7 protein-coding genes and 1 pseudogene are annotated in these 14,036 nt (G+C 24.6%); 5 read left to right on the top strand and 3 right to left on the bottom strand.

Annotated elements, in window-relative coordinates; genetic code table 4:
• Positions 1-141 precede the first annotated feature (141 nt).
• The 5 genes from EXC48_RS02380 (at position 142) to EXC48_RS02400 (ending at position 4,426) form a co-directional block, all read left to right on the top strand.
• Positions 142-717: a thymidine kinase gene (locus EXC48_RS02380; protein WP_129720624.1), complete on the top strand. Its 576-nt coding sequence runs from the start codon at positions 142-144 to the stop codon at positions 715-717.
• A 161-nt stretch (positions 718-878) separates the two neighbouring features.
• Complete coding sequence (locus EXC48_RS02385) at positions 879-2,177, top strand: glucose-6-phosphate isomerase (RefSeq protein WP_129720625.1); 1,299 nt, start codon at positions 879-881, stop codon at positions 2,175-2,177.
• Positions 2,178-2,390: 213 nt separating this feature from the next.
• Positions 2,391-3,743 (top strand): nicotinamide mononucleotide transporter, encoded by a 1,353-nt coding sequence (locus tag EXC48_RS02390; protein ID WP_129720626.1) that lies wholly within the window; start codon positions 2,391-2,393, stop codon positions 3,741-3,743.
• Entirely contained in the window at positions 3,733-4,047 is a 315-nt protein-coding gene (locus EXC48_RS02395) for an HNH endonuclease (protein ID WP_129720627.1), read from the top strand. The genes EXC48_RS02390 and EXC48_RS02395 overlap by 11 nt, the downstream gene beginning before the upstream one ends.
• A gap of 172 nt (positions 4,048-4,219) precedes the next feature.
• A complete protein-coding gene (locus tag EXC48_RS02400) occupies positions 4,220-4,426 on the top strand; it encodes a hypothetical protein (RefSeq protein ID WP_129720628.1) in 207 nt (68 codons plus the stop codon).
• A 92-nt stretch (positions 4,427-4,518) separates the two neighbouring features.
• Here EXC48_RS02400 and EXC48_RS02405 read toward each other — a convergent pair whose 3' ends face one another.
• The 3 genes and pseudogenes from EXC48_RS02405 to EXC48_RS02415 form a co-directional block, all read right to left on the bottom strand.
• The gene (locus tag EXC48_RS02405; RefSeq protein WP_129720629.1) at positions 4,519-7,146 is read right to left on the bottom strand and encodes a hypothetical protein; all 2,628 of its coding nucleotides are present in this window, start codon (positions 7,144-7,146) and stop codon (positions 4,519-4,521) included.
• Between the two features lie 509 nt (positions 7,147-7,655).
• Positions 7,656-8,783, bottom strand: coding sequence for a hypothetical protein (locus EXC48_RS02410; RefSeq protein WP_223216307.1), 1,128 nt, complete (start codon positions 8,781-8,783; stop codon positions 7,656-7,658).
• Positions 8,784-8,948: 165 nt separating this feature from the next.
• Positions 8,949-13,826, bottom strand: a pseudogene (locus tag EXC48_RS02415) (MGA_1079 family surface serine endopeptidase).
• Between the last annotated feature and the right edge of the window lie 210 nt (positions 13,827-14,036).

The raw sequence follows: 14,036 nt of genomic DNA on the forward strand, positions 1-14,036 counted from the left end.
TAATAAATATGTAGTATAGCAAAAAATAAATTAAGATTGCTAATTTTCATTATTTTCTTAGGTTTGCAAATTATTTTTCTAAATATTTTGTATTCTAGAAAAAATTATTAAAATATTAAATTACAAAGTAATGGAGGAAATATGACATTAAAAAAACCTGAAGGAACTTTAGAAGTAATAACTGGGCCAATGTTTTCTGGTAAAACTGAAGAGTTATTAAAAAGAATTAAAATATTTGAAATCGCAGAGATTAATACTTTAGTATTTAAGCCTGCTTTTGATACAAGATTTGATGCTAAAAAAATAGTGAGCCGCACAGGAGCGAAGACTAAAGCAATCTCAATTAATAATTCAAAAGAAATTTTAGATCATTGAACTAATAAATATCGCGCTGTTGCCATTGATGAGGTTAATTTTTTAGATAATGGTATTTTTGAAGTTATAGATAGTTTAATTGTAAACGGAGTTAGAGTGATAGTTAGTGGTTTAGATATGGACTATTTAAGAAGACCATTTGGAGTTACTCCGGGCCTTTTAGCGATTGCAGATGAAGTTAAAAAACTTAAAGCAGTTTGTTTATTATGTAAATCAGATGCCGCTTTTTCATTTAGAAAAGAAGCAAATCAACAATTAAACTATTTAGGAGATCAAGAATATGAAGCTCGTTGTCGTAAATGTCACATTTTAGGCGAGCAGAAAAAACAACACAACTCATAAGATATTAAACAAATTTCCGGTATAAAAAATTTTTAATAATTATTTAATTGTGTTTATGAAGTAAAAAGATGAAGAAACAATTCAATACTTTTTCTATGCATATATTTAGAGATTTGTAAAAAAATGTATTATAATTTTAACAATTAATAATCGGAGGAAGAATGCTTAAATATTTAAATATTGATATAAAAAATGCATTAAAAAATAATCTACATGACGTTGATTATTTACAAAAAAAAGTAACACAAATTCATAATGATGTTTTAAATAAAAATGTAGCAGAAAAAGATTGGCTAGGTTGATATGATCTTCCAAACAATTACAATAAAGAAGAATTTATTAAAATGTATAATAAAGCAAATGAATGAAAAAAACAAGGAATTGAAGTTGTTGTTGTAATTGGAATTGGTGGCTCATATTTAGGAGCTAAAGCTGGTTATGATTTTATTTATGGTCCTTATTCAACTAAAAAACCTGATATTGAATTATTATTTGCCGGAAATGATATTTCATCTGAATCTTTAGTAGCAAAATTAAAATATGTTCAAAACAAAAAGTTTGCAATTAATGTTATTTCAAAATCTGGAACTACATTAGAACCTTCAATTGCTTTTAGAGAATTTAGAAACTTATTAGAAAAAAATGAAGGTGAAAATGCAAGTTCATTAGTTGTTGCAACTACCGATAAGGCAAAAGGTGTTTTATTTAACCTAGCTGAGAAAAAAGGGTACCAAAAATTCATAATTCCTGATGATGTAGGAGGGAGATTTTCAGTTTTAACACCGGTTGGATTATTTCCTTTTATGTGTGCTGGAATTGATGCTTTAAAAGTTCTTAAAGGGGCGCAAGAAACAAACGATGAATTAAGTTCAGACAAAATAGAACAAAATCCTGCTTATTTATATGCTACAACTAGATATTATTTACATAAAGAAAAAGGATTTAATATTGAAATGATGGTTTCATATGAACCAAAATTACAATATTTTGCTGAATGATGAAAGCAATTATTTGCTGAATCAGAAGGTAAAGATGGTAAAGGAATATGACCAACAAGTTCAATTTTCTCAACTGATTTACATTCATTAGGGCAAATGATTCAAGATGGAAATAAAATTCTTTTTGAAACTGTTTTAACTTTAAAAAATCCTGAAAATGATATTCATTTTAGCGAAGATGCTATTGATTTTGATAAGCTTAATTATTTATCTGGTAACTCATTACATAATGTAAATAATGTCGCATTTAAAGCGACCACAAAGGCTCATGTTGAAGTAGGAAAAGTCCCAAATATTCATTTATTATTTGATCGTTTTAATGAAGAGACATTAGGTGCATTATTTATATTTTTTGAAAGAGCACTTACAATGAGTGCATATCTATTAGGAGTAAATCCATTTAATCAACCTGGAGTTGAAGTTTATAAGAAAAATATGTTTAACATTCTAGAAAAAAAATAAATTTAATTGAATTAAAATCATGTATGTTTTATGCATGATTTTATTTTTTAGTTCATTATATGAAATAAATTTTCATAAAATATGACTTTTTAAAATTTTGCTTCTTTTTTTTTTTTTTTTTTTTAAGATTAATATGACAAGATAAATGAAAGGAGGAAATTTATCAAAAATAAAAATAAAGCTGAAATAGTTGGTTTTGGAGTAATTGTTTTAATGTTGTTTATTTTTTCAATATACAATATTGATACAGGAACTCTATTATGAAAATCTAATATTTCGTTTTGAAGAAAATTAATAAATATTTTTGTGTCATTATCTGGTTTTCTAGGTGTGATATCAATATATTTATTTGCTAAAAAAAGTAATATAGCTTATATAGCAGCAATTTTAAATGCATTATTGTATTGCTTGTTTTCTTTTACAAATGGACTAGTAATAGATGGATTTTTACAAATAATTTATATATTTATTTTATTAATACTTTATATAAAACAATATATAAACAAAAATAAAAAGATATATTTAATAAGAAATTCTATTTATTCGTCAATTTTATTTGTTTTTTATTTTTTAGTTTTCTTTATAGCATTTTATTTTTTAAATCCCTTAACTAATAGTATTATTGGTAAAATTTTAAATATTGACTATTTAGAGTTTGGATCAAATTTCAATTACAAAATTATTTCAGCAATTTTATTAGCTATTTTCAATTCAGTATCAGTAGTTGCCTTAACTATGATGGCTGCTGGTTTCCGTGATAGTTGAATTATATGATGTATTAAAAATATTTTATGTTTTATTTTCTTTTCTGGTATAGCATTTTTAAGTTTTGTAGCTATAATAGTAAATTTTATATACTTTATAGTATCAATATATTTATATCTTGTCACATCAAAAGACAAAAGTTTTAAAATTGCATTTATTGGAATGGGAGCCAGTGGTAAATCGACCATAATAGGTAAAATAGGAAACTTTTTAAAAGAATATAATATAAAAGTAATTCACGAAAGAAACATTGATGAAAAATATGAAAACTATATGAAAGATCTAAAAAAATATGGATATAAAACCCAAAAAATATTTTTTAAAGATCGCTATAAACAAATAAAAGAAATGCAGCAATATGAACGATCGTTGATTGATCGACATATGATTGATGATTTCTTGTATCCCAAAGTTTTAATGGATATAAAATGTTTTACAAAACTACAAAGATTTAAGTGAAACTTTTATTATAAAGTTAAATATTATTTTCTTTTATCTATACAGCCAAAAGTAGATCTTACCTTTGTTATTTTAAGAAATTACAAAGAAATCAAAAAAAATAGAGAAAAAGCAAGTAAAAATAAAGAAGAAGAAAGAAGAAAATTAGAATTAAAAAATGATGAATTTTTTAAAGCTATAAATCAAGAATATTTAGATGATAATAATACACTTAATCCTTTATTTGAAAAAAAGTTAAAATATTTTTCAAAAAAATATTATGTGTTCATAAATGAAGAATGAGAAAATTCTACAAAAGAAATTAAAGAAATTATAATGGAAGGAATATCTAATGATGGATAAAAATAGAGTATGAGCATCTGTAAAAAGTAATCAAAATGGAAATAAAAAAAGGGATTTTGCTGGTAGAATAATGGATAAATCCGCATATGGTGATCCAAATAGTGAATTTTGCTGAAATATTGATCATATTTTACCAGTTTCATGTGGCGGAAAAGATGAATTAGAAAATTTTATTGCTGTGCATTGTGAAACAAATACTGAAAAAGCAAATAAATTTCCACATTTTAAAGCAAATAATAAAAGTTTTGAAATTAGACGCTCTAATAAAGGTTTTAATAAATATGAAATTGTAAGAATAAAATAATTTCATAAAAATTTGTTTTAAAACACTTGTGTTTAACTACGCAAGTGTTTTTGATCTTATTTAGACAATTTTATAAATTTAAAAGAATTAAAATGAATGACGTTCTAAAGAGTATCAATACTTTATCAATAAAACCTTTGCTGAATTTTTAGGTTTCAATCACTTTAATATAATGCAACATTTATTTTTAGTAACTCATAATTCACTAGCATTAAATCCTGCATTATTATTAAAAGAGGATAAAAAGATTCAACAATTATTAGAGTTGAAAAATAAACTTCCTAATATTAATGAATTTTCTCAAATCTTGTTTGATATAAAACTTTATGAATATTTTAATCTTAGAGAATGAGCGCTGATATATAACAATGAACAATAATAAACAATGAACGGCATTGATATATAACAACGAGCAATAAAAAAAATAAAGCACTAACTGCTTTTATTTTTTTTATCTTTTAAAATGTTTTGTTATTCTTTAGCTGCTAACTCATCTAGGATTTCATTATACTTTGATACTAATTTATTATCCAATACTACTGCTCTACCAAGAGCAATTGGTGTATTTTGAAAATCAACGAAGTTGTTTTTAATTGCTTGCTTATCATTCATATCAATGGGAGAACTAATTCCTACAATCATATATTTCATTTCATCATATGCTACTTGATCTGTTTTCTTTGATAAACTAGCAACATTATAATTATCTTTAAAAACATTAGGATCTGTATCATTAGTATTTTTATTATTAATCTCATCGAAAATTTCATATTTAGTATTCATTAATCCAGTTCCTGAAACCCCAGGATATAAATAACCTAAAAAGACTTTCGACATCACTGGGTTTTTACCTTCACTATCTTTTTGATAATTATTATCACTATGAAACACATTAGAACTTGTATAGTAATATTGATTAGAAATAAAATCATAAACATTAAATATTTCACTTTGTTTTAAATCAATTCCTAAATATTTTAAACGATACTTTTTATCATACAACTGATCTTGATAATATGGATTAGTTTTAACATAATCATCTCAACCTTTATATAGAATTCCATTATTATATAAATCGATATTTTCATTATCTTTATCTACAATGTTTTTAAAAAATGATTGCTCTTGTCAGTTATTATAAACTTGAATTAAGTTATCTTTTGAATTGTATTTTGGAAAGTCATTAATGAAGTTATTTTTATTTAATAAATAAAGATTTTGTTTATCAATTTTATTAAGTTCTTTATCATCTTTTTTATTAACTCAATTTAAATAAGTCTTTTGATAATCAACATTGTTATATTCATCAATTTCACTTTTAATGATGTCTTTAAAGTTATCTTTAATATCTTCATTGATAAAATATGTTTGAGGGTTAAAAACATAATTCCCTGTTGATAATTCTCTATCATTTAATATTAAATCCGAAGTTAATTTCATTGGGTTTAAATATGCTCGGTTTTGTTTTAATAATTCTTTGATTTCCTTAGGTTGTTTTGATAAATCTACTTTAATCAATACCTGATCGACTAATTTATCTCTATCATCTCACATTGGGTTATATAATAACTTAAATTCATTTGCTGTTAAGTTTAATTCTTTTTTAGAATAGTCATTTAATAAAAGTGTTAAAGTATAATCTCAACTTTTAGTTATCTTATTAGTTTTAGGATCTAAGATATATCCTTTTTTAGTGTTGTTTTCATTATGCTTGATATTTCTATTTCCATTAATGCTTGTTGCAAAATAATCATCGTTATCATACATTGTTTGAGCTTGAAATGCTAATTCTGTTTTATCTTTACTATTTACAACAAGGTCTTCATATTTAGTTTTAGTTTGTAATAAATCATTAAGTAAACGTGTATCCTTTTTTTCAATTTCATCAAGATGTGTTGTTTGATAATAACTAACTAATCTTTGATATAGACTATGTCTTGAAGTGATGATATATGCTTGGAAGTTTTTATCAATTAGTGCTAAATTACCTTGGGATGTTACATCTTTAAATAATTGTACGTTTCTAGTTGCTAAATTACTTTTAGCGTTTATATTTGTTGAAAACCTTAATTTAGCACCTTTATTAAATTCATTATTTGTTTGAACTATTGATTTATAATCATCTTTTGTAATAGCATCTTTTTCATTTTTAAAAGTATCAGTTTTATAATCATATACATCATCATATCCATAATTTTGTGCTAAATCTTTTTTGGATTTTTTATCAAAAATATTTACCACCTTATCAACATTTAATAATGAATATCCTTTAAATGAACTATAATTAGCATTAATACCGTTTTTGATTTTGTAATAATCATAATAAATCTTAAACCAATCTTTTATCATTTTTAAAGTGATTTGTTTATTACCTCTTTTAACTTCTGCTATATATTGTTTTTCTCATTCTGATATTAGTTGAGCGAACTTATAGGGAAGATCATTATTACTATCTTCTCCAATTTGTCTTAAACCTAATTTATAAACATCAGTGTTATAAACATTATCTAAAAAACTATTTCTTTGATTTTCAAAATCATAGGTTCTAGTATCTTGTACTTTTTCGATGTAATCCTGTGTTTTAGAATATACTCATTTATCTTTTTTCAACCTTGCTACTTTGTCTTTAAAACTATCTTTATTAGTTTCATTTAATTTAACCTTTTTTTCATCTTTTAACTTCACAAAACTTTGTAAATATTTAAATGCATCTTCAGAAAAAACATTTCTAAAATTAATCTCTGCTTCTTTATATTCTTCATCAACGATTTCAAAATGTTTTCAAAATTTAAGAATATCATATCATCTTTTACTATCTCTTTGACCGAATAATAAATCCTTAAATGCTTCATAGATAAAGTATGGTACTTCTTTGTATTTAGAAAAAGTTACATCGTCTGTATGAATCTGATTTTCTAAATTTCCAGGTTTATAGTCTTTTACAAAATCTCTTGCAGTTGAGATAATCCATTTATTTTGTAAAGACATTGTCTTAACCTTTTTTGGTTCAACCTTTTTAGCATAAATATTCTGACAAGAACTCAATATAACTGGACTAACCAATATTGGTAATAACATTAAATGTTTTCATTTTTTCATAAATTTCCTCTCTTATGAATTTATCTTATTTGTAATAAAATAATGTTTTTCACTAATATTGTTTCAAAAAAAAAAAAAAAAAGCGGCTTTTAAATTCTTGATATATCAAACTACTAAAAGTAGAAATTTTATTTATTATAGATGTTAATAATTTATTTATTTTAGAACCCACCATCTACACTGAATTTGATAATAAAAAGTTTTACTGAGATCATGATTCTGGAAGTGTTATATACCTAAATAAAAATAATATAGAAGACGAAATAATTAAAAAACTTCAAAATTACAAAATTGATATTACAAGTGAAATTGAAATGATAAAATATCTTAAAAAGTATAAAGAATTCAACCTACATTTGGATAAATAAACATTTATACATGTATAACAAAATAATTATTCAAAAAAATCATCTATAACAAAGATGATTTTTTTGAGTGCGTTTGATTTCAATGCTATATAAATTCTACACTACTTAGTTTTAAAGATTTTCTTCTTACTAATTTTCATTTTATGCCTTCTTTTTGTCGACAATTATTGTATAGACTTTATACTCACCAAGATCATTATATGAAATAACTTTATAAGTTTTTTGTTTTTGTTTCTCACTAACCACATGCTTAACTGTAGTTGTTGCATTTGTAAAAATCTTAAAGTTGTCATCGAAATCTTGTGAATTAATATTAATTATTTCTGAATTATTTTTATATTTAACTCCATTATATTCATATCCAAAAATATCATTACTTTGACTAAAATTTAATATATCTTGTTTATCAATCCCTTTAAACGCAATATTTGTTATACCTAAAATGTGATTTTTTCCTTGATTATCTTGAGCTGGTTCTCAATGAATTCTAATTCAATTTGTTTTAACGGTTTTGAAAGAAATTACTTTTGCATGAGCTGTATTTGCTAAAGATCCTGACATTCCTCTCATTGGCCCTAAATCCTCGTCTGTTATTTTATCTTGATTTTCTACATTAATTCAATTCTCACCGTCTTTTGAGTATTGAACAAAAATTCTCTTAGGTAACTTACCACTTGAGTTCCCCTGGCTAGCATAAAGTCAAAAATTTACTTCAAATCTCGAAATATTTGTTGGTTCTTCTCAATGAAAAACTAAATTTGTATCTTGTTCTTCACCAAATTTACCTCAGTTATCTCACCTAGAAGCACTAGATCTATAATTACCCGAACGATCAATAAGCTTAGGTAAATTGCTGCTATTACCGTCACGGGTACTTTTTTCCAAATCAATAGTTCAGCCTTCTTCCTTTGAAAAATAGTCGCTCTCATTTATATTTGATTTTAATTGAGTGATAACATAGGTTTTTACAGGAAAATCATGGCCTTCATAATTAACTATTCCATTAATAGTAGTATTGGAGAAAATTTGCATATCATTATCTACAGATCAAGAAACAGGGTAGAACTTAAATTGATTTTGACTATTAACAAATTTTAACTCTGAAGGTAATTTATCCTTAATTAGGATATCTCCACTAAATTGTTTTACTATAGGAAAAATAGGTATGTAGTCATTATTAGTATTTTCCACTACTTTTGATAACTGTTTTTTAGGAGTTAAGTTAGATAGTTTATTTGTAAATATAATGTTTTCATCATATTTCTCCATTGTTTTTTTATTATGGTTACTAATTTCATTGTTTGAGCAAGAAATGACAAAAAAAGAAGAAACAGGGATTAAAGATGTGAAAGATAGAATTTTAAGCATTTTTTTCATAATAAGCCTCTTAAAATTTGAATATTTATTTTAAATTTTGTTCAGATTTTTTATTTTTTATTCATTAATTTCTTTAAAGAATCATGGAAGATCATATTTCTCAGGAAATCTTAAGTTTGCTCTCATTATTTGTGAAGCAATAGAGTGGTAATTTTTGAGTTTTAAAGGATTTTCATTATCTCAATTAACTCCGAAAAAGTTAAAGTTTCTATTGTCATAAGCATAACCTTGTGAAGCCTTACGCGTATTATTACTTGCACCAGCTGTTCAAGTTGCTATGTAATTATCTCCACCAATATACATACCGCTTCCGGATGCTCCTCCACCAACAAAAATTTGTGAGTAAGGATTAAAGTATGGCACACCAACAACCACTCTAGATTGGTTTCCATCATCACCTAGGGACACTGGTCTTCTGTTAATTGAACCAGCATATAGTGTTCCTGGTCATCCTAATGCAGAAATTTCTCTAATATTAGGTACTGACATAGTTCCGCCTTTTTTATAACTTATGTCAATATTAACATTTCCTTTTTTCATTAAATGTTCGATTTTTCAAGCTATTTGCATATTACCTGCTGCTCTTGCTTCGGATAGTTTTCGATTTAAATCAACAACGAATAATGTTAAATCTTGGCCACGGTTTTTAATGCTTCCATCTTTAGAAATTTGCTCTACACCACTTCAAAGTAATTTAATAGTTAAAGCTCTCCTACCTCTTCCTAAATTTAATTCTCCACTAGTTCTAACATTATAATATCTTTCTAAAGAATTCCCTATTCTATCAGGTGCTAGTGTGAAAACTTTATTTCCTTTTTCTTGCAGAAGATTACTATCTAACATACCAGAAAACTCATTTGGACTACCTTCGACATGGCGATTGGTTAAAACGTAAAAAGTAGCATCATTTGGATCATCATTAACTTTCCCTAAAAATCCTAATGTACCAAATCAAGTATTACCATCAACTAATGCTGTCCTTGAATATGCAGAGTCTACTATATCTCAATCTCTTCAATCTCTTACTCTTAAATATTCAACGTTTAATTTATATCCATCATGTAATTTGTAATTAACATTTTGATTTGGATAGTATACTGTTTTATCTTTTTGGAATTCAACATCACTATAAAATAAGATGGGTTGATTAGAACCGTTCATTTCAATGTGTTTGTAATCGAATCTATTTTGATTTATACCAAAATTTTCTTGCTCTTCATCATTGGTATATTTTATAGTTGTTTTAACTGCGGCAGGTAAGATGATAAATGCTCTATTTTTATCAAACATAACACCATTTGAAAATTTTTGAACTTCAGGTTCATCAATTATTATTTTATTTGTATTATCTTCCATTGAAATTTTAATCTCTACACCACGAGATTTAATTCAATTTAAAATAACAAAATAATTGAAACGACCACCAGCACCATCACTTGCAGACCTTTTAATTTTAATTGTTTTTTGTTCTATTAGTTTGTCAAATGAAACCTCAATGTCGATGGCACTTTCGAAATTTCTTACTCTACTATTTTTGCTTGGTATATTTAATAATGAGTTTGCTAGAATTTCAAATTTTATAACTCTATTTCTAGAATTCTCTTTAAGTAAAGTTTTTTCTAAATATTTCTTTTCTAGTGTTCAAGAAGCAATGTTAGTTTTTTTATTTAAATTTCATAAAAGATCTTTTCAAAATGGTTCAATAATTCTTTCGCGAATAATTGAAGTTTCAGATTCTTGGATTGTTTTTAGGTTTTCGTTGGTAAAATCAAGGTTTTCATTAATTGTATTAATTTTGCTTAAAGCAAATCCCTTAATCTTGTATCAAGTATTCCCGAGTATTTTATTATTTGTTCTACCTGTAACAGCAAATCTTATATAAGCTTCATTATTTGCTATTTTTTTAATTTGGTCTACCTTAAATAAATTAGCAGGAAGACTATAATTTTGATATTCGACTTCATTGTTTTTGTTATGTTTAAGTCGGATAACTCCATTATTCAATTCTTCTAAATTATTTATTCATTCGCTGGCTGTTTTTTGAGCAAGCAATTCATAATTTATTTCTATATCACTTAATTTGATATTGTTTACCATTATTTCAGGATAAAGAGTTTGTTGATAGTCATTCACCATATTTATCAAAGTATATTCTTGATTATTTGTGTATCGAATGCTTTTATTTCTTTTATTAATTCATCCTAATTTAAATGACATACCTCTTTTACCAACTTGTTTAGCATCATAAAAGTAAACGAAAAAGTTATTTGTTAAGTTGTTCAAATTAGTAGGATTAAACTCAATATTTTTATCATATAACGAAGCTTTTAACTCAACATAAGCATTATTATCTTGGTTTTCTCCGCGTGAGTTGTTGTTGTCTGCATTTTTTATTTGTAAAACATACTCAATATCACTAAAAGCTTTTTGGTCAATTATATCTTTTACATTAACTGTTCTGAAGTTTCTTTGTCCATTTTGAGCTTCAGCATACCTGAATCCGAAATTTGATTCATTTATTGAATTAATTGCGTCAATAAATTCTTGACTAGGTTGCTTACTACTTTGAAAGTCTTCAGCAGTAAATATTTCTCCAGTAGGTTTTATATCACCTGAGCTAATTAATTTAAAGCTACGCAATCTCTTTGTTTTACTATATACTTCAGTAGGGTTCTTGATTTCAACTTCTTTACCATCTTTTTTGTATCATAAAATAATATCGACTCATCCATCATAGTCGCTGACATAATGATAATCCTTGATAAATATTTCATATCTACCATATTTTGGCATTATATATAAATCATCAAAAGCTTTTTTTACATCTGAAGCTATGTAATTCATATGAGAATGCTTTGCACCATCCTTGAATTTAACTTTAGTCATTAATGTAGAAATGTTCCCATTAATAATTTCCATTATTCTTCTTTTATCGACAATGTCACTATAACTTTCTTTTTCTTGTTCATTTTTAACGAAATTAACATTTTTTATAGTTGGTATTCTTCATTTTTTAATAACTTGTTTATTGAATAAAACAGAAAAATCAGCAAAAACTTTTTTGTTCACATATTCATAATTAGTTAATTCAAACTTAAAAAATTTACCAATTCTTGTTTTATTGGTTGTAAATCATTCTTTTTTCTGATCATTTGATAAATTCTTAAATTCTTCTAGAGAAAGTTTTTGTAAATCATCATAATTGATATTGAAAAATTGGTCTAAGTTATTAAAATTTAATGAATTAATTTGAGAAGTGACATCACCACTAAATACTTTTGAAACATCCATCAAGTAACTAATTTCACTATTTGCTTTAAGTGAAACCTTAATTGTAACAATTAAATTATTTCAGTTATTTTCATCAAGCTTTAAATCAATAATTTTGTAATCTACTTCTTCGGTATCAAAATTATCAAAAAGAATTTCTGCGCTCTTTAAGTTATAAGATGCAGAATAAGAATATTTTTCTAAATCATATAGTGCACCATTTTCTGTTGTGCTTAAACTAAACAAAGAAGCAGTTTCTTTTTTGAAAAGATTTATAATGCTCTCTTCTTGCGGTTTAATATCAAATTTTTCTTCGGTGTTTATTTTCTCAATTTCTACATAAAGATCAGAAATTAGCTTAAAATTATCTTCAGGATATAATAAATTAATTTTTTCTAACTTATTGTCATTATCAAATAACTCAACAAATTTTGTGATTTTTTTATAAAATTTAAGTGCATATGAAGACTTAAAGTTATTGTTCAAAATTTTTTCTTTTATTTCATTGACTTTATTTTGTAAACGCTCGAATCTATCCATCATCTTTTTAAAAGACGTGCTTATATTTTTGAGTTCAGTTTCTTCTTCTAGTCCTTGAATTATTTCAATAAAATATTCTTTATTTTTATCACTAAGTATTGAATCATTTATAAAATTTATAAATTCAACTTTCTTTGCTTCTATATTTGAATTTAACTTTTTAAATAAATCATTATAACTATCTATCTCTAGCAAGCTAACGATTTTTTCTGTCTTTTCTAAAAGAGACTTTTTGTTTTCTTCATCTATATTTTTGGATAATCTAATTTTTTTAGTTAATTCATTCCTCTTTTGTTTAACGTGATTAGATACTAAATCTTTTTAAATTACTTTGTTTTTTAATTTTTCTATATACTCATTTGCTTTTGAATTAAATTCAACTAATGGATTATTTGTTAATGAATTATTTAAAAATATTTCTATATCATCAATTATTACTTTTATTTCTGATTCTTCTTTAGTTTTGTATAGACTTTTTAAATTGTTTAAATTACTATAATTAATATCAATTGATTTAATTAATTCAATGATTTTGTTTTTTAGTTTTGCATCATTAAATATTTTTACAGAGTGATTTTTAAGATATTTTAAAATTAAATTATTAGAAAGAGACAGATTATTTATTTCTTTAATAAAAAGATCATATTCTGAATTTTTATTAATAACTTTTGCATTTCTTTCTAAAATCAAGTTATATATATCTTGAATTCTTTTTACTGACTCACTATTAATCTCTAAAAAACTATTTGAGTTAGTATTTACTAATTTATCAAACGCTTTTAATTCACTTGAAATAAAGTCATTATTTGAAAAATTACCTTCTAGTCCTTCATATATTTGTTCGATATTTAAATCATTTATTTTTTTATATTCATTAAAGAAGGAAATCATTGTATTTATTTGTTCTGAAGATAAAGAGATATTTTGATTATTTTTAATATTGTTTTTTATATTTTTGAAATACTTTTTATTATCATCTTTTTCAAAATATTGAAGCAATTCTTTTGTATTTTCATTATTTTGACTAACGTCCTGAGCGTTATCTACAGAACAAGATAAAGCAGTCATTGGTATAGCTGCTGTTCCACTTGTTAATATAAAAATATTTTTAATTTGTTTTTTTATCATTAAAGCCTTTCAATAAAAGATTTTTTATACTTTATATTATAAAATATTATTTTTATTTATTTATAAATAAAGTTAACTAAATTAAAGTGCGCGAAATATCCTAGATTTTTATACAGGGTAGTGAAAGAATTAAAATGATACAGGTTCGATAAAAGTGATATAACTTACATATGGAAATATTATTCAGTTTAAATAAACAATTATTAA

Origin of the sequence: Mycoplasmopsis cynos (assembly GCF_900660545.1) — a bacterium.
Taxonomy (GTDB): Bacteria; Bacillota_I; Bacilli_A; order Mycoplasmatales; family Metamycoplasmataceae; genus Mycoplasmopsis; species Mycoplasmopsis cynos.